Here is a 22,339-nt window from a genome sequence, read left to right on the forward strand (position 1 = left end):
TTTATTTCGTTTTTATATTTTGTGTAATTATATTTTCTGTTTTCTCAAAAATTTCATCAAAGGTATAATCTGAAATTTTTAAAGGCTCATGAACTTCAAATGTTATTTTATTTCCTAATCCAAGTGGGAATTGACCATGTTTTGTCATTTTCCAAGAATTATTAATAGTTATAGGTGCAAAATAGGCATCTGGAGCAAATTTGTAAAGCATTTTTAATCCATTGACTGAAAAAGGTTTTGGAACTCCTGTTTTGCTTCTTGTTCCTTCTGGGAAAATAACTACAGAATAATTGTTTTTGTTTATAAATTCTCCACATTTTTTTATTTCTCCTAATGCCTGTTTCCCGTCTTTTCTATCAATAAGAGCAGATCCACCATGCCTTAAATTATAAGAAACACTAGGAATTCCTTTTCCTAATTCTTTTTTACTAATAAATTTTGGTTGCCAATCTCTCATAAACCATATTATAGGAGGAATATCATATAAGCTTTGATGATTTGCAACTATAATTAACGGAACGTTTTTAGGTAGTTTTTCTCTTCCTTTAAAAGAATATGTTGTTCCTAATATTAAAGTATTTCTAACTAAAAAGAAATTTAATATTGCTACGCTTAATCGATGTGCATTATATCCAAATAGATTAAAACAGATCCATTGTATAGGATGAAAAAGACATAACCAAAATAAAAATAAAAAGTAATACAGTATAGAAATAGGGTAAGATAAAATCTTTTGCATAACTTAAATAATGTTTGATACAAAGGTACTATTAAAAACAAAAAACCATTAGATTTACTAATGGTTTTTATATATGCTAGCATAGTATTTTAGCAATATTCGCTATAGGCATCTTTTAAGTTCTCTGCAATTAATTCCGCAGGTCTTCCTTCAATATGATGACGTTCTAACATGTGAACTAATTCTCCATCTTTAAATAAAGCCATACATGGAGATGATGGAGGAAAAGGAAACATATGTTCTCTAGCTTTATCAACGGCTTCTTTATCAACACCTGCAAAAACAGTTATTAAGTTTGAAGGTTTTTTAGAGTTATCTAAGCTCATTTTTGCACCTGGACGAGCATTTCTTGCTGCACAACCACAAACTGAATTTACTACAACAAGAGTTGTTCCATTTGATTTTATTGCTTTGTCAACATCTTCAGCACTATGTAATTCTTGAAAACCAGCATCTGAAAGTTCTGCTCTCATTGGTTTTACCATTTCTTCTGGATACATATTTTTTGTTTTAAATTTTTATTTATGTTGTTTAGATTTATTTTAAATCTTTTACAAAGATAATGAGAATTATAAACTTAAGAATTAAAGAAATCATAAAGATTTTTTATAATATGATAAAGAAGTGGTCAATTATAATAATCGATTAAATAGTGCTTTAATAAATGGAGCTTTTGGGCATTTCATAATCACTTTAAAATCTTCAAAATAAGTTGTCTCTTCATCTAAAAATTTAAAAATCAAAATTGGATTTCCTTTTTTAAATAAGGAAGAAAATAGAGTTGCACCAAGTTCATTTCTTATATATAGAATGTCAATAAATAATAGATCATAGAACCAAAACTTATTTTTTTTATGAAATGTCCTAAAGTCATTTTCAGCTAAAATGAATTGTACTAACTGTTTAGATTTTTTGGTTACATTTTTAAAGGTAAAACCAGTACTTGCTTTTGTCCAACCACCAGCGGAGCCAATATGGATTATATTTTTAGAATTGTTTTTCCAAAATTCATAGCAGGTCATAGGAATATTTCCTTTTTCTTTTTCAATAATTTCAAATTCAGTAATCCCTATTTTTTTGATATATTCTTTTATTTCATTTTCATATTCTTCTCTATCAAGTAAGTCTTTTGAAAATAAAGTGTACTCAATTAAAGCCTCATTTTTTGATGTAGGCAACACATACATAAAACGAGTATTTCCCTTTTGATTTACGGAAAAATCCATAAATGTTGCTATATTCTCATTAAAAACAGATTCTTTAGATTTAATGTGCCAACCTATAAAGTGTTGTTGCAATAAAGGGAACTTGGTTTGAGATTTAATAATTTTGGGATTAAAAATAGAGTTAAAAACTTTATCACAAGTAAAATTTTTATTTTCTGTTTTTACGATACATTGATTTCCATCATCTTTAAAATTAATTATTTTTTCATTTAGGAAATGAATGTTATTATGTGTATTAATTTTCTCGAAAATGAAATTGTAGAAATCAATCCCTTTTATCATTTTGTATTTATAAGGAGCAATTTTTAAGGTTTTTTTTGAAGTTGAATCTGAAAAACTAGCAGATTCCCATTCTTTATAAACGATACTTTCAAAGACGGTAGACATATCCCAAAAACACCATGTTCTATCATTTGATTTTTTTAAGTCTTGATCAATTAATAAGATAGAAGTACTTTTAAAACTTTCAGATAATATCATTTCATAAACTGTCATTAAAGCAGACAATCCTGATCCTGTAAATATATAATGATAATGTTGCATGTTTTCAAAGATATTGAATAAGAAGAAATTAAAAAAAGAAAAGTCACTCTGTCTTAGAGTGACTTTTACAATTCATTGAATATTTGTGATGTTAACTAAGTATTGCCTTGTTGTATAATAAAGGTTTCCAATGTTTATAGCTAACAAATATTAAATATAAATTTGCAATTAATAATGCAGCAACTAATATAAGTTCTCCAATTTCATGAGGTTCTAGAAATAAATGAAAGAGAAAAATATTAAGAGTAATAGGAAGCGTTATGAAAGCTCCAATTTTTGCAAAAACCTGACTAATTAATAGAATTCCAGCTAATAATTCCATAACTCCAAGAAATGGCCAAAAATAACCAGTTTGCTTCATTCCAAAAATATAGTTTTTGATTACTAGAATTTCTTCATTTGGAGCTATTTCTTCGCCTTTTTGAACTTGCTCAATTACTTTATACGGACTAGGTTTTTCTCCAGTAAACTTTTTTATTCCTCCATTAATCATAAAGCCACCTATGAATAAATTTAAGACTATTATGAATATTTTTAATAGTTTCATCTTAGTTTAATTTAGAATATTCAAATGTAGTTGTGCCTCTTTCACTTGCATTATTCAACATAGAAGTGAATTTTATTTTATAAATGTTTCCAGCAGTATCTTTTAAAACATAGAAAAGATTTGTTTTTACCGATGGAGCAGGATATGTCGATCTCCAATTTGAACCTATCGCTCTTCTGTCTTTTGCTTCATTTGTGCTAAAATTAGTAGAGTTTACATTGTTTATATTAAAGTCAGTATATGAAAAATCGGTAGTTGAAACACTATAAACAGCAGTTCCTGCTAATGCATTTGTTATAACAACATCACTGAAGAAATAAGATACATTTTCACCATTATATTGTGTGTAATTCATAAAAGGAGTTATGTTTAAGTCCCATTTGTCTTTTTCTGGTTCAGCAGTTACTATATTGTTTGTGATTAAACTATAAAAAGTATGATTAAATGCTGCATTTTTTGAAATAATTACTTCATTATGTGTCGTCGCATCAATATTAGCATATTGTAATTTATAATTATTACCACTTCTAAGAATTCTGATTTTTTTCCAACCTCTATCGTCTCCTGTTAAAGCTGTTCCTGTTCCACTTGCGGTAGTAGTTGAAACATCTTGACCAAGATTTACTAAATACACTTTATTTTCACTGTCTACAGATGATATTTCAGCAATAGAAGTTCCTGATAAGTTTCCATAAGGGTTGTCAATGTATATTGAACCACTAGGTATATAATTTCCTGTTGTAACATTTGGATCTTCGGCTTGTACTTCATCAATATTAGTAGTAGCCAGTTGTTTTACTGCAAGCTTGTTTATTGCAGGATTTAGAACTACTCTAAACTCGTTTCCAGAATGAAAACCTAATTCCCAAGAAGTTCTAGAAATAGCGGTTTCTGTTCCCGAACTTAGATCTATATATACTTGATTGGGTAAATTATTTCCTCCATTTTCAGCTATTGTAGTATTTGCAGTAATGGCAGTTTCATTGAAGTTTAATTGAGTATAATTTGTAGTAGATGGAATTTCAATATTAGAAAGAGAAGTAGATGCAATTGTGAATTTTACATTTTTAGTTTCTCCTTCAATAGCTTCAATTATTTTTGTAAAAGTAAAAGAAGTATTAGTCGCACCCGAATTAAAAGGAACGGTAATAGTTGTTCCTGTAATAGCAGGGTTTGTGCTAAAATCTATTCCATTACTAACATTTGTAGGTGTTACATTTAATGTAATAGTTCCTGCTGATGTTGCGGCACTTGAGAAAGCAATGTTTACCGTTGTTTCAGTTGATGATAAGTTAACTTCTGGATTCATAAACGCTGCTTGAATTGTAGATAGTGTTTCAGCGTCATCGTCTTTGCTACATCCAAGAATTGAAAGAGCAATTATAGATAAAAATAAAAAGACATTTTTTTTCATGGTAATATATATATAGTTAATAATTTAATTTATAAGACAATTTCATAAAATAGGAGCGACCGTAGCCAAGTAAAATATCTGAAGAACTTGTATGAGTTCCTGTGGTTATTCCTTGATTAATTCTTGTTACATTGAGTATGTTTCTAGCACCTATATTTAATTCTAATTGTTTTTTAAAGAATAGTTTCCTTATCGAAGCATCTAAAAAGGAGTAACTTTCTATTTCAGATAGTTTATAAATAGTTTCATTGTTTTCAATAGAACTAACAAATTGTTGTTGCTTTCCATTGAATTTATAGTACAATGAAAATTGGGTATTTATTTTTGGTATTTCATAAGAAAGATTAGAGTTGAATTGTAAATTATATAAGAATTTATCGTCTGAAACAGCTTCTCCATTATCGATGACTTGTGAAATGCCAACATATATTAATCCTGCGGAAGCATTCCATTTTTTATAATTAATTTGATGAGTGGTTGAAATGTTCCACATTTTATAGGAATTAATGTTTATGTATTGATAAATGGGACTTGTGGAGTTAGGTTCAAAACCAACAAAAGCCATATCTATTCTGTTATCTACATTTAGAAAAGAGGTTGAAATTTGATTAGCAAGTTTTAAGTCAGATTTAAAAGAGGTTGTTTTTTTTAAGTTTACATCTAAAGAGGTACTTTGTTCTGGAATTAAATTTTCATTTCCATAGAATTGATGTCCTGAAAATTTTATTTTAGAATAAAGTTCTTCAAACGTAGGAACTCTAAAAGATTTTCCCATTGAAGATCTCAATTCGAAGTCATTATTAAAAAGATAACGTAATCCTAGTGAAGAGGCTGTTTGATTATCAAACTTAGATTGTGCTGAAGCTCTTATTCCTGCGCGAATTAAGAAATTTGAAGCTGCTTTTATTTCTGAAGCTATAAAGAAATCATAGTTTTCAAATCGTTTTCTTATTGGGTTTAGTGTTTGGTTTTCTCCATCGACTAATGCAAATCCGTGATTATTTACAAATTCGTATCCTAATTGTAAGTCAACAATTTCATTTTTAAAGAAATTACTTAATGTTCCAGTAGAATAAAGAACTTCAGCAGATTGATTTTTTGTTGAAATAGTATTCTCTTCGTTGCTGTTTTGAAAATTATAAATAAAATTTTCAGTATCTCTACTTTGTTTTTGATGTGAAACAGAGATATTATATTTTAAAGAATAGAGAGAGCCTATTGCATTAAAATGGTGATAAAATCGTGTGGTTTTATATCGTTTATCTTTCGCAAATTTATTTTCTCCAAAAGGAGGATTGGCAACAACTAATATGGTAGGATTAAAATAATCGATGTTCTCATTTAAGTAATCAAATTTATAAAATGCTCTAAAACTATTTTTCTTATAAGTGATCATTCCATTTGTGAAATATTGAAGTTTTGGTAACCAAGTATATCCTCTTTTATTATCAGATTCTGAATAATTTTCACCTTTTCTATTGTCTAGGTAGCCTTTAAAATCATTTCTATTAATGCCTAATGAAGCGAACCAATTATCATTAATTTTATTGGATATTTTAATAGATTGTATATGTTTTCCTTTATCAAAAGCAGAATATTCATTTCCAACGGTTTCTTCTTGAAGTGTTGTATTTATTTCCCATCGATGTAAGGATGATTTTTTAGTTATAATATTTAAAATACCAGTGACAGCTCCAGCACCATGAGTTACCCCCATTGAGCCTTCTATTATTTCAATTTTTTCAATATCATCCAGATTAATTTGGGTTAAGTCAATATTATTTCCTAAACTATTATCACTTACAATTGGAATATTATCAACTAATATTTTAAAATATGTTGCATCTAAACCAAACATTGAAACTGTAGATCTGCCTGTTCCAGAACTAGGTGTTATTGTAATATTTAAATATTGATTTAAAACATCGGAAAGGTTATTTGCAGCTAATTTCTCCATGTCTTCTTTTGTAATCACACGAACATTGTGAACTGCTTTTTTTAATGATTGCGGTTCAAATTGAGCAGTTACAACAACTTCCTTTAGTTCATTTATTGTAGTACTATCTTTTTTTATTTCTTGTGAAAATCCTTTGATAATCAGTAATAAAGAAGTGATTTGGAATATTCTGTTTTTCATTATTTAGAATTGTTCTTGATAATTTTCGTCAAAAGTATACCTTATTTTTATTTATTCCAAATAAATATAATATCTTTGTCGAAAGAAATTAAACTTAAAAAAATGGATATAATGAAAATCAAACCAACATGTATGATAGCATCAATTATGCTAGTTAGCTCTGTATTAGTAGGGCAGGAATCTAATAAGAAAGAAGATATTAAAGCAATAAAAGCGATGTGCGGCTGTTATGAAGTAAAATTTAATTTTACTGAAACTTTTCAAACAGAAAAAGATTCAACATATAAACCATCTCCTACAAAAATTGATTATGGATTAGAATGGGTAGAATTAGTTGAAGACAAATCAAATAAGTTAGTATTACAACATTTATTAATAGTTGGAGATGATGCAATTGTAAAACATTGGAGACAAGATTGGCTATATGAAAACACTGATTTTTATCAATTTTTTAAAGATAAAACATGGAAGTTTGAGAAATTAAATCCAAAAGAAGTAAAAGGGCAATGGACACAAAAAGTATATCAGGTAGATGATAGTCCAAGATATGAAGGAACTGCATCATGGATACATGCGGATGGAAAACATTATTGGATGAATACAACCGACGCACCTTTACCAAGAAGAGAACATACAATACGTAAAGATTATAATGTTTTAGAAAGAAGAAATATTCATGAAATTACAGATTATGGGTGGTTACATGAGCAAGATAATAGAAAAATTGTTCGTAATGATGATGGAAAAGATGTAGAACTGGCTCAAGAAAAAGGGTTAGATTTATATGTAAAAGTTGAAGATTCTAAGTGTGTTGCAGCTCAAAAATACTGGAAAGAAAATAAAGTAATGTGGAAAAATGTAAGAGATAAATGGGAAACGATTTTTAATAAAAACAAAGATTTAACACTTGAAAAAAGTGTAGATAAAAAACCTCTTTTTATGCATTTGTTTGATTTAAAAGGTAGTACTCCAAAAGCTGAAACGGATAAGATAATTGATTCATTTATAAAAGAATAGTCATGTGTCAATTAAAAATAATAAAAAGAACGACAAATGGACTTTTATTATTTTGTCCAAATGCAAAAATATTTCAATTATCTTTCAATAACTTGTTATTAAATTTAACAAGTTATGAGCTAGATGTTTTTATTGATTATATAAAAAATGTTGATGAAGATTATTGGGAAAAAGAATATGAAAATTCTATTTATGAGAAAAGAATTCCAATACCTACAACTCAAAAAAATTTAATGATAATGCTTGACGTATTCGAAATTAAAGAATTGAGAATATTAATGGGTGTAAAAAATAAAAATAGATTTTTAACACTTAATGAAATAGATTACAAATTAGTATTGAATTAATTTGGACTACTTGTAGTTGGTTAATTTTAAAAGAGTTTCATTTTTTAATGGAACTCTTTGTTTTTTAATAACGAAAGGATATAAAAGTTAAATCTATAGTTAGAATAGAGTTTATTAAAGTTAATAGGTTAAATTTGAATAGAATTGAATTATAAAAGTATGTTTGAAGAATATGAAAAAGCACTAGAAAAGCATCAAAAAAGCTTAAAAGTAACATCTTTGCCATTGATAAGTTGGGATTTTTATGGTTTGCAAATGCATGAAATAAAAGAGTTTAATACATTACAAAATAACTGGAAAGATAAGATTGTCTATGTTGACATTATAGAAAGTAAGAAAGTGATTATTGTTACAGACCATAATTTTAAAATTATATTCTCTTCTAGAAATGTAACTGAAATGAATGGGTATAATTATAGAGAAATAATTGGAAAATCGCCAAGAATATTTCAAGGAAAAGAAACTTCAGAAGAAACAAAAAATAATATTAGATTAGCAATAAAAGAAAGAAAGCCATTTAAAGAGGTTATTTTAAATTATAAAAAAAATGGAGAGACCTATTTATGTGAAATCGATGCTTTGCCAAAATTTGACAGAAAAGGTAATTTCTTAAATTATATTGCATTTGAAAAAACAGCATAAAAAAACCTGAGATTTCTCAGGTTTTATATTTAATCAACAATAATTTTTACGGCTGTTTTGTTTTCATCAATCGCTACAAAAGTAAATTCTCCTGTTACGGCTTTTTCACGAGTATCATTGTACATTTTTTCAATAAAAATATCAACTCTAACTTTTATACTAGTATTTCCTAAATAAGTTACTTTTCCTATAAGCTCAATAATTGTTCCATGAGGAATAGGTTTTTTAAAATCAATTTTATCACTGCTTACAGTTACCATTTTTTGTCTGCTAAAACGAGTAGCAGTTATAAAAGCCACTTCATCCATAAGCTGCATTGCTGTTCCTCCAAAAAGAGTGTCATAATGATTGGTTGTATTAGGAAAAACAGCCTTGAATACTCTAGTAATTGAACTTTCTATTCTTTTTTCTAAACTCATAATTTTAAATTTTCTAAGCGTTTTTGTTTTAAAAAAATGTACACTTATTAGTCTGTCAAAAATAGAACTTATATCAAAAATAATAGCAATATTTTATATTTAATTGAAGATATATCTCAACCCTAAAAAACCTCTTATTCCTTGGTTTGGTGCATAGACATAACTAGGGTCAAAAGTAAGTGCATAAGGATTATTTTCAGTTGGAACAGCATTTCCATTAGCATCAAATACTATATCATTATCAAAAGGATCATTTGCCCTTGCAATTAAGAAAGGATTGTTTTTATTTGGCGTCCAATTTAATAGATTTTTAATACCCCCATATAATTCAAAATATTTTAATTTTTTATATGTGAATTGAATATTTTGAATACTCCAAACAGGAGAATATTCACTTCTTGGATCTAAATCGCCAAGTAAAGGTAAACGCATAGGTCCATATAGATTACCAGTATAATCAATAGAAAGATTCCATTTTGAAATATCATAAGTAATGCCCCAAGTTGTACTAAATTTTTCAGTTAATATTGGGGTAGATAATATACCGTTTCTTTTATTTTTAGATTCTAAAGCCGTAAAGCCTACCATTGTTTTTAATCCAAAAGGGAAAATCAATTCAATATTTCCTGTTAATCCATAAGTTTTAGAATATCCATTTAAATTTGAATAAATAATTTGATTAGGATTTGTGTCATAGTCTGGAATAATTTGATTTTTAAAATGGGTGTACCAACTAGAAAATTCAATAACAGAATGAATTCCGTTTTCAAATTCGAATTTTTTTAAATAATTCAAATTAATATTATATGATTTTTCAGGATTCAGATTTTCAGTTATTATAACATCTCTAGACCCAGTTAAAGCGGCATGTTCTTCTGTAAATAGATTCACAACTCTAAATCCAGTTCCTGTATTTATTCTAAATATATCACTTTTTGAAGGCTTCCATTTATAAGCGATTCTTGGTGTAAAGATAGCACCATGAATAGAATTATAATCATATCTAGAACCAAGTAAAATGCTATGTTTTTCCGCTAACTTAATTTCATCTTGAACAAAAAAACTACTTATTTTACTTTTTTCAGATTCTATTGTGGCAGTTGTGTTATCATTATAGTATTGATAGCGAAAGGCTGCTCCAAATAATAAATCATGATTTTTTATTTTTTTATCCCACGTAAGTTGACCGTAAGTAATTTCTTGTTGAGCTAAAAACAAAATATTTCCATAAACTGAATTTTGATTATGATTAGTATAAGAAAATGAGGCATAAACATTTTCAGAAATAGGTAATTGATATTTCCCTATTAATTCATAACGCTTTGTATAAATGCTTTCTCCATAAATATCACTTCCACCACGATAATTTTTATTCCATTGCATTTCTCCGCCCCAACGATCTTCGTAAAAAAATCTTGAAGCTAAACTGAATTCTTTCTCACTTGTTCTATTAAAAGTAAATTTATTAAAAACAGAAATTCTATCTTGTAAAGTAACATCCGTAAAATTATCATGATTATTATCTATAGGGTTGCTATAATTGAAATAATTAACACCTAGTAAAGACTGAACGCTTTTTCCAATGTTATATTTTCCTCCTAAATCAATATTATTTTCAAACCAAGAAGTTGAGAAAATATCAGCATAAAACAAAGGAGCTGTTTCAGAGCTTTTGGTTATAATGTTAATTAATCCACCAACAGCTTCGCTGCCATAAAGAGAGGATGCAGGCCCTTTTACAATTTCTATCCTGTCTATTAATGAATTTGGAATTCCAGACAATCCATAAACAGTAGACAATCCACTTACTATTGGCATTCCGTCAATAGTTACCATAGTATATGGTCCTTCTAAACCATTAATATGTATATCTCCAGTATTACAAATATTACAATTAAGTTGAGGACGAACACCATTTACATTTTGTAAAGCTTCAAAAATATTTGGCGTTGGATTTTTTTTAAGAAAAGTAGCAGTATATACTTCTACAGGAACAGGAGTTTCTAATCGAGAAACTGCTTTTAATGTTCCAGTAACTACAACTTCATTAAGATTTTGACTCTCATCAAGATTAATATTTATAGTGAGTTGTGTTTCATTATATAGTATTATATTCTTTTTTTGAGTTTTAAAACCAATAAAAGAAAAATGAATAATATACTCTCCTTGAGGTATATCTTTAAGAATATAATTCCCATTCTCATCTGTATTACTACCAATATTAAGTTTTGGAATATATACAGATGCAAACGCTAAAGGTTCTTCTTTTGAAGTAATTACACCTTTTATTGTAGTTTGAGAAAAACAAAATGTAGAAAGGAGTATTGTTAATAGAAATATATTTTTCAATGTTATTTAAATAAAAATTTAGACAAAACTAAAAATATTATTTCATTAAGCAAAAATATTTTATATATATTTGCTAAAACTTTGTGTATGACGGTTTCAGAAGAAAATTATTTAAAAGTTATTTATCACCTTTCATTAGTGTCTCCAAAAGGCGTGAATACTAATGCAATTGCAGGAATGCTAGATACTAAAGCATCATCAGTAACTGACATGATTAAAAAATTAGCTGAAAAAGATTTAGTTAGCTATATAAAATATCAAGGTGTTTCTTTAACAGAAAAAGGATTGTATTCTGCCAAAATGATTGTTAGAAAACATCGTTTATGGGAAGTGTTTTTAGTTGAAAAACTAGCATTTTCTTGGGATGAGGTTCATGAAATAGCGGAAGAATTGGAACATATTAAATCTGAAAAATTGATTAATAAATTAGATGATTTTCTTGGTTTTCCTGCTTTTGATCCACATGGAGATCCAATTCCAAATTCAAACGGAGAGATAAAAAAGCTACAAAAGAAATTGTTATCAGAAGTAAGTTTAAATACTAAGTTTCAATGTGTAGGCGTAAAAGATACTTCTGTTGAATTTTTGCAATTTTTGGATAAAAAAAATATTGCATTAGGAACAGGTATAACAATTCTTGAAAAAGAAGCTTTTGATGAAACATTAAAGATAGAGGTTAATAATAAAACGATTACTATATCAAATAAAATTGCAAATAATTTATACGTTCAATAAGTATGTATCAAAATTTAATAGAATATTTAGAAAATATCGATCCTATATTGGCGGCATTCTATGCTACTATGTTTACATGGTTTGTAACAGCAGCAGGTGCTTCATTTGTTTTCTTTTTTAAAAGTATGAATAGAGTAGTTCTAGATGGAATGCTTGGATTTACAGGAGGAGTAATGGTAGCAGCTAGTTATTGGAGTTTATTAGCTCCAGCAATTGAAATGAGTGAAGGTGAAGGTTTTGTAAAAGTAATGCCAGCAGCAGTAGGGTTTTTAATGGGAGCTTTGTTTCTTTTTGCTTTAGATAAAACATTGCCTCATTTGCATATTAATTTTAAAGAAAGTGAAGGAATAAAATCACCTTGGCAACGTACAACGTTATTAGTATTAGCTATAACATTACATAATATCCCAGAAGGATTAGCTGTAGGAGTTTTATTTGGTGGAGTAGCTGCTGGAATTCCTGAAGCGTCTATTGCAGGAGCAGTAACCTTAGCTATTGGTATAGGAATTCAAAATTTTCCCGAAGGAATTGCCGTTTCAATGCCGTTGAGAAGGATGGGAATGAGTAGAAGAAAAAGCTTTATGTATGGTCAGGCTTCTGCAATTGTAGAACCTATTGCTGGAGTTATTGGAGCTTTAGCAGTAACTTTTTTCACACCTATTCTACCTTACGCATTAGCTTTTGCTGCTGGTGCGATGATATTTGTTGTTGTTGAAGAAGTAATTCCTGAAACACAACAAGATAAAAATACAGATATAGCAACTATGGGTTTTATAGGTGGTTTTATTGTGATGATGAGTTTAGATGTTGCATTAGGATAAAATGTTTATCTTAGTATTATAAATGTATTCACATGAAAGTATTGATTATAATTTTATCCGTTTTTTTAACACAATGTTCTTCTAAAAACAATATTTCTCAAGGAGAGTTGTTGTTAAACTCAACATCTAAAACAAATGTTGGAAGCGGTTATGAAATGAAGATTAGCAAATTTGTTTCTGATTCTCGTTGTCCTGAAGGAGTTAATTGTATTTGGATAGGACAAGTAGAAATGAAAATTGCAGTTTATAAAGGAGAAACTTTAGTAGAAGAAAAATTAATTATAGTTACTTCAAATACTTTTGAAGAAAATAGGACGTGGTTCTCTAAATATATAAAATTACCAGATATGTCTATTACATCAATTGTAATAACACCTAATAGAGTGAAAGATATTGAGATAAAAGAGGATGAATATAAATTGGGTATTTATTTTGAGTAGGTGTTTATTAATGACATCCACAATCATCACCACAAGAGCCTGATTTTTTAGATTTCTTTTTCCAAAAGAATTTTTTTAATAAAAAGCCAATTGCAAATGCAAGTGTTATATAGACTAATATTTGTTGAAGGTTCATGATTTTAATTTTTTAAAGTAAATTCTAAACGTATATAAGTTGTAAATTAGATAGATTCTATTTTATTTTAAAATTTGATACGCCAGTAATGCTGTTAAATAAGCAAATCCACTCATAAAGATAAATTGAATTATAGGCCATTTCCATGAATTTGTTTCTTTTTTTACAATTGCGACCGTAGAGATACACTGCATTGCAAAAGCATAAAAAAGCAATAATGAAAAGCCAGATGCAAAATTAAATATTTTCTCTCCAGTAACAGGATGAACTTCTGCCGCCATTCTGTTTTTAATTGTTATTTCTTCATCACTATGACTGCCCACATTATATATAGTAGCTAAAGTACCAACAAATACTTCTCTTGCTGCAAAAGAACTAACAACAGCAATGCTGATTTTCCAATCATATCCTAAAGGCATTAGTACAGGTTCAATTACTTTACCCATTATACCAATATATGAATTCTCTAGTTTATAACTATTAATTTTATTTTCAACTAAATCAGGATCTAATTCTATATTGTTTTCAGTAAGGTTTTTTACAATAATACTTTCAGCATTTTCAAAATTCTTACTTGGACCATGAGATCCTAGAAACCAAAGTATTACTGATAAAGCTAAGATAATTTTACCAGCTCCAGTTACAAATGATTTTGTTTTTTCAATAACGTTTAAAGCAACATTTTTAAGCATAGGAACCTTATAAGAAGGCATTTCAATAACGAAATAAGATTTACAGTTAAGTTTTAAAAAGTAATTTAAAATTACTGCTGAAAGAACAGCCATTCCAAAACCTAAAAGATATAAAAGCATTAGAGTTAATCCTTGTAAACTTAAAAACCCAAGAACTCTTTTTTCAGGAATTATTAATGAAATTAGAATAGCATAAACAGGTAATCTTGCAGAACAAGTTGTAAAAGGAGTAACCAATATTGTTATTAAGCGTTCTTTCCAGTTTTCAATATTTCTAGCTCCCATAATTGCTGGAATTGCACATGCTGTTCCAGAAATTAATGGTACGACACTCTTTCCAGATAATCCAAATTTTCGCATAATTTTATCCATAAGAAAAACAACACGACTCATATAACCACTTTCTTCTAAAACGGAAATAAATAAAAATAAAAAAGCAATTTGAGGGATGAAAATTACAATTCCACTTATTCCAGGAATAATTCCTTCACTTAAAAGATTCGTAAATTCTCCTGCTGGAAGATTGTTTTTTGTATAAGCACTTAATGATGTAAAACTCTCATCTATAAAATCCATTGGAATAGTACTCCAATCAAAAATAGATTGGAAAATTAAAAGCAGAATTCCAAAAAAGATAAGATAACCATATACTTTATGAGTAAGTATTCGATCTAATTTAGCTCTTAAATCAGTAGCTTTTGAAGCGTCTATTTTTTGCCCAATTTTTAAAGTGTCATTAATAAATTGGTATCTTTTTATAGTTTCTTTTTGCTGTAATCTTTTTAAATCACTGTGCGATTTTGTAAATGAACTTTTAATTTCATTTCTATCTAGATTTAAAAAATTCACATCTTGGGTAATCACTAACCAAAGTTTGTATAATAATTGGTTAGGAAATGCTCTTCTTAAATTATTAAAATATTCAGGATCAATACTTGATGCATTTAAACAAGGCTCTTTGGATAAAGAACTATAGTTTAAAATTAACGATTTTAGTTCATTAATTCCAGTTTTTTTTCTAGAACTTACTAATGCAATTTTAGTTTTTAATTCTTTTTCTAATATAGGAATATCAAGCTCAATTCCTTTCAACTGCATTCTATCAGCCATGTTTATGACAAGGATGGTAGGAATTTCTAAGTCTTTAATTTGGGTAAATAAGAGTAAATTTCGTTTTAAATTCTCTACTTCAGTAACTACTATTGCAACATCTGGAAAGTCTTCGTCTTTCTTGTTTAATAATAATTCAATAACAACGTTTTCATCAATTGAGCTAGCATTTAAACTATATGTTCCTGGTAAATCAATTATTTTTGCTTTTACAGAATCAGACAATTTACATGTTCCTTGCTTTTTTTCAACAGTAATTCCTGGATAGTTTCCAACTTGTTGATTTAAACCAGTTAATTGATTAAAAACAGATGTTTTTCCTACATTAGGATTTCCTATTAAAGCAACTTTTATAGTAGAATTTGACATTAATTAGATGGTATTTTCAGTAGTTACGAATATTTCATTTGCTGTTTCTTTTCGAATAGCAACGTGAGAATCGTTTATATTAAAATAATATGGATCGCCAAAAGGAGCGATTTGAATCAATTGAATAGAATTACCAGGTAAGCAACCCATTTCTAAAAGCTTCAAAGGAATTTCATCAATATTAATTTCATCAATTAATCCTTTTTCTCCTATTTTTAAATTAGATAATATTTTTCTCAAACCTTATTTAGATTGAATTAAAATACAAATGTAGCTAATAATTTAGAAAAAGAATGATAAATAAATTATAAAATATTGAAGTTAATTATTGCAAAGGAAAAGAATATCTTCATAAAGTTTTTTTACTTCTTCTAGATTAGTTCCATCATAAAACCCTCTGATTCTTCTTTTTTGATCTACAAGGATAAAGTTTTCAGTATGTACCATATCATACATTTCATCTATATTTCCAGTTTTAACTGCTAAGTATGATTTTCTGGCAATGTAATAAATGTCTTTTTTATTTCCAGTAACCAAATTCCATTTTTCATCTATTACTCCTTTTTCTTGAGCATATTTTTTTAAAACAGGAACACTATCAATATCAGGAGTTACAGAATGAGATAATAGCATTACTTTCGGATTGTCTTTAATCTTTTCTTGTAACCAAACCATATTATCAGTCATTTTTGGACAAATTGAAGGACAAGTTGTGAAAAAGAAATCAGCCACATATATTTTATCCTTATAATCTTCCTGAGTAACTATTTTTCCATTTTGATTAGTAAAAGAAAAATCAGCTATGAAGTGTTTATATCCAATGTGTTGAATTGTAGTATCTACAAGCTCTGGATTTACATCTCTTGGAGTATAGATTCGTAATTTTTTTTGCGGTTTTGTAAGAGTATATATCCCAATGAATATTCCAATTAGAATGAATATGAATACAACTATAAACCAAATATGTGCTTTCTTGTTTAATCTCATAATTAATGCAAAATTAATTTTTTTTAAAAGATAAATAGCAAAAAGGGTGTTAATGTTAGATGAGTTACATTAGTTTTGGTAGGATTAAGATTTATTTGTAGTCTATTAATTAAGGGTGTAAGAATCATAAAAAAATCATAAATTCTGATTGTTTTTCTTAGTCTACTTTTGTGATTTTAATAATAATAAAAATGATCTTAAAATAGTTAAATATCAAGTTTAGTCAAATAAAGTATATTTTAAACTTATAAAACATGTTGACTATTAATATAGAAATTAATTTAACAACTACTATAAAAAGATATAGTTTGTTAAAATTAATTATAAAAAAGACATTATTTCTAAAAGAATTGTTAAAGAATAAAAGGGAGTTTCCCGAACCAATTGAAATAAAGTATATTTGTTTTCGCTACTATAACTTTAAAAAATTAACCAGAATGAAGAATTATATTTTTAAAGGGAGCATTTGCATCCTTTTATTAGCTACAACATTAAACTCTTGTAAAACAGGGAAAACAACAAAAAAAGAAATTGTTGGTATAAATACAAATTATATGGACAAATCAGTTCGACCAGCTGACGACTTTTTTCGTTATGTAAATGGAAAATGGTTAGACAATACAGAAATACCTTCAGATAGAACAAGATGGGGAAGTTTTGATGAACTAAGAAAGAAAACAGACGAAGATGTAATGTTTATCTTAAAAAAGGCATTAGTAGACAGAACAATTGAACCAAATTCTGATCAAGGTAAAGCGATAAGTCTTTATAAAACAATACTAGATACTGTAACTAGAAACAAACAAGGAGTAGAACCTTTAAAGCCTTACCTAGATAAAATTGAAGCAATAAAGAATTCAAAAGATTTAGTAGCTTTTATTACAGAAATGGAAAAAGAAGGTGGTTTAGGATTTTTCGGAACGTATGTAGGAACAGATGCTAAGAATAGTACTAGAAATGTAGTTTATTTAGGAACAGGAAGCCTTGGATTACCAGATAGAGACTATTATGTATCTGATTCACCAGATAACAAAGAAAAAAGAGAAAAATATGTTGATCATGTTGCTAAAATGCTACTTTTTTTAGGAGAAAATGAAGGAGATGCAAAAGAAAACGCATCTAAAATATTAGCATTAGAAACATCAATGTCTGAGTCAACATTAGATAGAGTAGAAAGACGAGATAGAAGAAAAACATATAACCCAATGACAATTGCAGAGCTTGGAAAATTAGTTCCTGCTGTAAAATGGGATACTTATTTTCAAGAAATTGGGATAGGGAAGATAGACACAATTATAGTATCTCAGCCTAAATATATGACGGCTTTACAAGGCATAATAAAGAAAAATGATGTAAATGCATGGAAAGAATACATGAAATGGACATTATTGCGTCAAACATCTGGATTGTTAAGTACAGAAATAGGTGATACGAATTGGGATTTTTATGGAAAAACTTTAACCGGAGCTGTAAGACAACGTCCTGCTGAAGAAAGAGCTTTACAAGCTGTTAATGGAACACTAGGAGAAGCTTTAGGAAAATTATATGTAGCTGAAAAATTCCCAGCGGAAGCAAAAGAAAAAGCGCAAGCTATGATTGCTAATGTATTCAAAGCATTTGAAAATAGAATTGATAATTTGCCTTGGATGACAAAAGCAACAAAAGAAAACGCGAAATTGAAATTGAGAAAATCTAGAGTAAAAATTGGTTATCCTGATAAATGGAAAGATTATTCAGAATTAATAATTATGAACCCTGAAGAAGGAGGTACTTATTTTCAAAATATGAAGAATGCATCAATCTGGGGAACTAATGAAAATTTAAAAAAATTAGGAAAACCAGTTGATAAAGAAGAATGGGGAATGTCTCCACAAACAGTGAATGCATACTTTAATCCATCATATAATGAAATTGTATTTCCTGCTGCAATTTTACAACCACCTTTCTACGATTATAAGGCAGATGAAGCAGTAAATTATGGCGGAATAGGAGCCGTAATTGGTCATGAAATTTCGCATGGTTTTGATGATTCAGGATCTCGTTATGATTCAGATGGGAACTTAGTTAATTGGTGGAGTGATAAGGACTTAACGGAATTTACAACATTAGGAGCAGCTCTTGCTGATCAATATTCATCATTACAACCACTACCTGGAATATTTGTAGATGGAAAATTTACACTTGGAGAGAATATTGGTGATTTAGGAGGAGTAAATGCTGCTTATGATGGATTACAGATTTATTTAAAAGAAAATGGTAATCCTGGATTAATAGATGGTTTTACACCAGAACAACGTTTCTTTATTTCTTGGTCAACAATTTGGAGAAGTAAAATGCGCGATGAGGCTATTAAAAATCAAGTAAAAACAGATCCACATTCACCAGGAATGTATCGTGCTTACGTACCTTTACAAAATGTAGATGCTTTCTATAAAGCATTTAGTATTAAAGAAGGAGACGGAATGTATATTGCTCCTGAAAATAGAGTGAAAATTTGGTAATCAAATTTTAAATATTAAGAAAAGGCCAAGTTAACTTGGCCTTTTTTATTTTGTTTTTATTGCTTTATTTACTAAGTATAAACCTGTAATTGTAATAAATCCACCTATTGCAATGGAAACAGTAAATGGTTCATTAAATAAGAAATAACCAAAAAATAAAGCGACCATTGGATTAATATAAGCATATAAACTGCTTACTTCTTTAGGTAAATTTTCAAGAGCATAAATGAATGCGATAAAAGTTAATACCGAACCAAAAACTATTAAATAAGCAATAGACCACCATGAAATAGTTGGAATTTCTACCAAAGGTATTGCGGTCCCGTTTATATTAGTAACACTAAATATAACAATACTTGAAATTAGCATTTGCAATCCTAGACTAAAGTAAGGATTGAAATTAGTCTTATTTTCTCTAATATAAATTGAAGATAAAGCCCAAGTAAAAGTAGCAATTACAGAGAGTAATATTCCAAAACGAAATTCAGGATTTAGAAAATCATTTAAGTAATCGTAGAAAATAACACATATTCCAGAAAAGCAAATGAATAATCCTAGAGCAGCTTTCCAAGAAATTTTATCACCTCTAAAAAAACTAATAATAACAATCCATAAAGGGAAAATAGAACCAATAATAGCTCCTAAGCCACTTGAAATGTATTTCACACCCCAAGTGCTTAACCCATTACTTAACATGAAATTTAAAACGCTTAATATTAAAATATTTCGCCATTGTCTTTTATTTGGCCAAGGAGATTTTTTGATTAAAAAATAGATTAGATAAATGGCACCTCCAAATAATTGTCTTATAGCAACAAGTTGCATTGCGGGCATATGTTTTACACCTTCTTTTGAAGCAATCCATGTAGTTCCCCAAAAGAAACTAATCCAACAAAGCGCAATAAATGGTAATCCAACAGCACTTTTCTTTCTTTTTATATATTCGTGAAAGACACTAAAATAAGCCATTACTAAATTTCCTTTTTAAAAGTGTAAGATAAAAAGGTTTCTATTTTAGTACTTAAAATAATTTTCCCTTTTGATTTTGAATTTTTTGTAAAAATAGGCAAAGCTAAATTTAAATCGGAAGCTTTTTTTTGATAATATTTTTCACGAGTTGGATGTTCAGGTGAAACAGCATTAAAAACAAAATTGTCATGTTGCTTTGATGTTCCAGAATGTTTCAACATCACATCATTATTTTTTTTATCAAAGTCGAGAAGTTGTTGTGTAATTGCTGTAATTATTCCAATACAGTCTTCTTGATGGATAAAGTTTATAGGAGCATCTGGATTTTCTACATCTTTTTTTCCTGCTAGGTGTTTTATAGGATGTCTATCTTCTCCAATTAAACCACCAAAACGCAGAATTATGGTTTCAAAATTTGGGTTATTCAATAATAATTGTTCTACTTCAACTAATTGTCTACCGCTTTCAGTATCAGGATTCGTAGGTGTCTCTTCTGTTATTTTTTCAATTGGAAATACATCCCTATAAACAGAAGTCGAACTTACGAAAAGGATTTTTTTAATTTCAGATTTTTCTATTTGGGTAACCAAAGTTTTTATTTTAGTCACAAAAGAAATAGATGTGTCTTTTCTTAAACTAGGAGGAATATCGATAATTAAAATTTCTGAGTCGTTTAAAAAATCATCTATATTGCCTTCAACTTTATTTTCAAATAATGAAAGTAAAAATGGTTCAATTTTATTGGATTCTAATAATGCAAGTTTATTTTCAGAAGTTGTAGAACCTTTAACTGAAAAACCGTTTTCAATTAATTTTTTGGCTAAAGGTAACCCTAACCAACCACAACCTAGTATGGAAATTTGTTTATTTACTGCCATTTATAATGTTCTATATAAGTATTAGTAGCAATATCGTGTTCGTAATATTTTATGCTTTTAAAACCCTGACTTATAAGTGTTAGAGAATCAGGTTGAATTTTTTCATCTAAAAATGGATAGTTGTTATTTGGATTTTTTTTATCATACTTGACTTTATAAAATCGATTTAAAATGGTTTTTTTACTTTTGTAAGAAACTTTTGAAACAAAACTTTTATTATTTACATAAAAACGACAATTATAATAACCATGAGCGCTTTCTTTTTTACTTATTTTACTCATTAATCCAATTGTTGAAACTGTAAAACTTTCAATTTTCTCTTTTCTTCTCTTTTCATCAAATAAAATAAATAGTATGAATAATAAAATCAAACCTAGAGTAAAATACATTTTTCTTTTTCTATTTTCTCTTTCATCTTTATTCTAAAAACTAACTATCTTTCTTAACTAAAACAAAACTATCATTTTCAATTGGCATATAACCTTGATCGTATAAAAAATAATAGGTATTGCCAGTTTTGGTTTGATAAATAGAAGTGAAAAATTCAAAATCGAAACCTTTGCTAACGAGTTTGGTTCTAGTAGTTTTGGTTTTATCATCTGGATTTAGTTCGCAAAGAATACGATAATTTTTACGCAATTTATTGTTCACATTACGCATCAAGTTATTTTGATCTTTGTTCATTTTATTGTTGTAAGCATTTCTACAACCATCTGAACAGAATTTTTTATCCTCTCTTCCAATAATTTTTTCGTTACATTCTAAACACAATTTTGCCATAATTAAAACTTATTTTCATGTAGTAAAGCATGTTTTATATGTGCTAAATGATGTCTGCAATGCCATGCGTAAAGTCCGACTACACTTTTTAAGGTAAAAGATTGTTTACTTTCAGGATGATAATATGTTTTTTCCCAATCTTTTTCATCCATATTTAGTAAAACCAAATGCCATCTGTGGTGTAAGCCTTTTAAAATTAATAGTGAATAAGAAATATCATCATCAGTACCGTCAATTAATTCAGCCCATAAATCTTCTGCGTACGGTTTTATCGTTGGGTTTTCTTCTGTGAGAGCCAACTTAAATCGAATAAAAGCATTCATGTGACTGTCTGCACAATGATGTACTACTTGTTTGATATTCCAACCATAAGGACGATATCTCCATTGTAATTTTTCTTTGGAAAGTTCATTGGTAACAGCTACAACATACTCTGGAAAATGTTGAATTTCTGAAATCCATGAATGCAAAATGTCGTCTGTTATTACTTCTGGACAGTTGAATTGTCCAACTGGGTATTTTAGTTGTTCTAGTTCCATGT

The 22,339-nt window shown here is 28.2% G+C and carries 24 protein-coding genes; 7 read left to right on the forward strand and 17 right to left on the reverse strand.

From position 1 onward, the window contains the following. Nucleotide 1 precedes the first annotated feature (1 nt). The 6 genes from LXD69_RS05555 to LXD69_RS05580 form a co-directional block, all read right to left on the reverse strand. Nucleotides 2-739 carry a lysophospholipid acyltransferase family protein gene (locus LXD69_RS05555; RefSeq protein WP_246918112.1) on the reverse strand — a complete coding sequence of 246 codons (738 nt, stop codon included), beginning with the start codon at nt 737-739 and terminating at the stop codon, nt 2-4. Between the two features lie 89 nt (nt 740-828). Beyond that, complete coding sequence (locus LXD69_RS05560; RefSeq protein ID WP_045970132.1) at nt 829-1,239, reverse strand: BrxA/BrxB family bacilliredoxin; 411 nt, start codon at nt 1,237-1,239, stop codon at nt 829-831. 132 nt (nt 1,240-1,371) lie between these two features. Beyond that, entirely contained in the window at nt 1,372-2,508 is a 1,137-nt protein-coding gene (locus LXD69_RS05565; RefSeq protein WP_246918114.1) for a lycopene cyclase family protein, read from the reverse strand. 91 nt (nt 2,509-2,599) lie between these two features. Next, the gene (locus LXD69_RS05570) at nt 2,600-3,055 is read right to left on the reverse strand and encodes a DoxX family protein (protein WP_246918116.1); all 456 of its coding nucleotides are present in this window, start codon (nt 3,053-3,055) and stop codon (nt 2,600-2,602) included. A gap of 1 nt (nt 3,056) precedes the next feature. Beyond that, nucleotides 3,057-4,469, reverse strand: a complete 1,413-nt coding sequence (locus LXD69_RS05575; RefSeq protein WP_246918118.1) for an HmuY family protein — start codon at nt 4,467-4,469, stop codon at nt 3,057-3,059. A 16-nt stretch (nt 4,470-4,485) separates the two neighbouring features. Further along, nucleotides 4,486-6,606: a TonB-dependent receptor plug domain-containing protein gene (locus LXD69_RS05580; protein ID WP_246918120.1), complete on the reverse strand. Its 2,121-nt coding sequence runs from the start codon at nt 6,604-6,606 to the stop codon at nt 4,486-4,488. Nucleotides 6,607-6,717: 111 nt separating this feature from the next. Here LXD69_RS05580 and LXD69_RS05585 point away from each other — a divergent pair, with 111 nt between their 5' ends. The 3 genes from LXD69_RS05585 to LXD69_RS05595 all read left to right on the forward strand — a co-directional run bounded on the left by LXD69_RS05585 (nt 6,718) and on the right by LXD69_RS05595 (nt 8,612). Beyond that, the gene (locus LXD69_RS05585) at nt 6,718-7,623 is read left to right on the forward strand and encodes a DUF6607 family protein (RefSeq protein WP_246918122.1); all 906 of its coding nucleotides are present in this window, start codon (nt 6,718-6,720) and stop codon (nt 7,621-7,623) included. Between the two features lie 2 nt (nt 7,624-7,625). After that, nucleotides 7,626-7,970 (forward strand): DUF6686 family protein, encoded by a 345-nt coding sequence (locus LXD69_RS05590; protein WP_246918124.1) that lies wholly within the window; start codon nt 7,626-7,628, stop codon nt 7,968-7,970. A 159-nt stretch (nt 7,971-8,129) separates the two neighbouring features. Further along, entirely contained in the window at nt 8,130-8,612 is a 483-nt protein-coding gene (locus LXD69_RS05595; RefSeq protein WP_045970122.1) for a PAS domain-containing protein, read from the forward strand. 29 nt (nt 8,613-8,641) lie between these two features. On the opposite strand, the gene LXD69_RS05600 is transcribed toward LXD69_RS05595, so the two are convergent. Both LXD69_RS05600 and LXD69_RS05605 read right to left on the reverse strand, forming a co-directional pair. Continuing rightward, nucleotides 8,642-9,031: an acyl-CoA thioesterase gene (locus tag LXD69_RS05600; protein ID WP_045970120.1), complete on the reverse strand. Its 390-nt coding sequence runs from the start codon at nt 9,029-9,031 to the stop codon at nt 8,642-8,644. Between the two features lie 99 nt (nt 9,032-9,130). Then, nucleotides 9,131-11,380: a TonB-dependent receptor gene (locus tag LXD69_RS05605; protein ID WP_246918126.1), complete on the reverse strand. Its 2,250-nt coding sequence runs from the start codon at nt 11,378-11,380 to the stop codon at nt 9,131-9,133. A gap of 87 nt (nt 11,381-11,467) precedes the next feature. Here LXD69_RS05605 and LXD69_RS05610 point away from each other — a divergent pair, with 87 nt between their 5' ends. From LXD69_RS05610 to LXD69_RS05620, 3 genes are read left to right on the forward strand one after another with little or no spacing between them, the layout of a single operon-like run. After that, complete coding sequence (locus LXD69_RS05610; protein WP_246918127.1) at nt 11,468-12,115, forward strand: metal-dependent transcriptional regulator; 648 nt, start codon at nt 11,468-11,470, stop codon at nt 12,113-12,115. A 2-nt stretch (nt 12,116-12,117) separates the two neighbouring features. Beyond that, on the forward strand, nt 12,118-12,936 hold the full coding sequence (locus LXD69_RS05615) for a ZIP family metal transporter (protein ID WP_045970114.1): 819 nt from the start codon (nt 12,118-12,120) through the stop codon (nt 12,934-12,936). Nucleotides 12,937-12,968: 32 nt separating this feature from the next. Further along, a complete protein-coding gene (locus tag LXD69_RS05620; protein WP_246918129.1) occupies nt 12,969-13,376 on the forward strand; it encodes a hypothetical protein in 408 nt (135 codons plus the stop codon). A 7-nt stretch (nt 13,377-13,383) separates the two neighbouring features. Here the strand turns inward: LXD69_RS05620 and LXD69_RS05625 are convergent, their stop codons facing one another. From LXD69_RS05625 to LXD69_RS05640, 4 genes are all read right to left on the reverse strand, one after another. Next, the gene (locus LXD69_RS05625) at nt 13,384-13,512 is read right to left on the reverse strand and encodes a FeoB-associated Cys-rich membrane protein (RefSeq protein WP_082084344.1); all 129 of its coding nucleotides are present in this window, start codon (nt 13,510-13,512) and stop codon (nt 13,384-13,386) included. Between the two features lie 62 nt (nt 13,513-13,574). Beyond that, entirely contained in the window at nt 13,575-15,683 is a 2,109-nt protein-coding gene (gene feoB / locus LXD69_RS05630) for a ferrous iron transport protein B (protein WP_246918131.1), read from the reverse strand. A 3-nt stretch (nt 15,684-15,686) separates the two neighbouring features. Next, the gene (locus LXD69_RS05635; RefSeq protein ID WP_045970108.1) at nt 15,687-15,923 is read right to left on the reverse strand and encodes a FeoA family protein; all 237 of its coding nucleotides are present in this window, start codon (nt 15,921-15,923) and stop codon (nt 15,687-15,689) included. Between the two features lie 81 nt (nt 15,924-16,004). After that, on the reverse strand, nt 16,005-16,670 hold the full coding sequence (locus tag LXD69_RS05640; protein WP_045970106.1) for an SCO family protein: 666 nt from the start codon (nt 16,668-16,670) through the stop codon (nt 16,005-16,007). A gap of 437 nt (nt 16,671-17,107) precedes the next feature. Here LXD69_RS05640 and LXD69_RS05645 point away from each other — a divergent pair, with 437 nt between their 5' ends. Then, a complete protein-coding gene (locus LXD69_RS05645; protein WP_246918133.1) occupies nt 17,108-19,171 on the forward strand; it encodes a M13 family metallopeptidase in 2,064 nt (687 codons plus the stop codon). A gap of 45 nt (nt 19,172-19,216) precedes the next feature. On the opposite strand, the gene LXD69_RS05650 is transcribed toward LXD69_RS05645, so the two are convergent. The 5 genes from LXD69_RS05650 to LXD69_RS05670 are packed head-to-tail and all read right to left on the reverse strand — an operon-like array spanning nt 19,217 to nt 22,337. Beyond that, complete coding sequence (locus LXD69_RS05650) at nt 19,217-20,140, reverse strand: DMT family transporter (RefSeq protein ID WP_246918135.1); 924 nt, start codon at nt 20,138-20,140, stop codon at nt 19,217-19,219. A gap of 2 nt (nt 20,141-20,142) precedes the next feature. Continuing rightward, entirely contained in the window at nt 20,143-21,018 is an 876-nt protein-coding gene (locus tag LXD69_RS05655) for a Rossmann-fold NAD(P)-binding domain-containing protein (protein WP_246918137.1), read from the reverse strand. After that, on the reverse strand, nt 21,009-21,407 hold the full coding sequence (locus LXD69_RS05660) for a hypothetical protein (RefSeq protein ID WP_246918139.1): 399 nt from the start codon (nt 21,405-21,407) through the stop codon (nt 21,009-21,011). Before LXD69_RS05660 ends, LXD69_RS05655 begins: the two co-directional genes overlap by 10 nt. Before the next feature lie 40 nt (nt 21,408-21,447). Then, nucleotides 21,448-21,798 carry a hypothetical protein gene (locus tag LXD69_RS05665; protein ID WP_246918141.1) on the reverse strand — a complete coding sequence of 117 codons (351 nt, stop codon included), beginning with the start codon at nt 21,796-21,798 and terminating at the stop codon, nt 21,448-21,450. 2 nt (nt 21,799-21,800) lie between these two features. Continuing rightward, on the reverse strand, nt 21,801-22,337 hold the full coding sequence (locus LXD69_RS05670) for a YfiT family bacillithiol transferase (RefSeq protein WP_045970096.1): 537 nt from the start codon (nt 22,335-22,337) through the stop codon (nt 21,801-21,803). Between the last annotated feature and the right edge of the window lie 2 nt (nt 22,338-22,339).

The organism is Flavobacterium sediminilitoris (assembly GCF_023008245.1).
GTDB lineage: Bacteria > Bacteroidota > Bacteroidia > Flavobacteriales > Flavobacteriaceae > Flavobacterium > Flavobacterium sediminilitoris.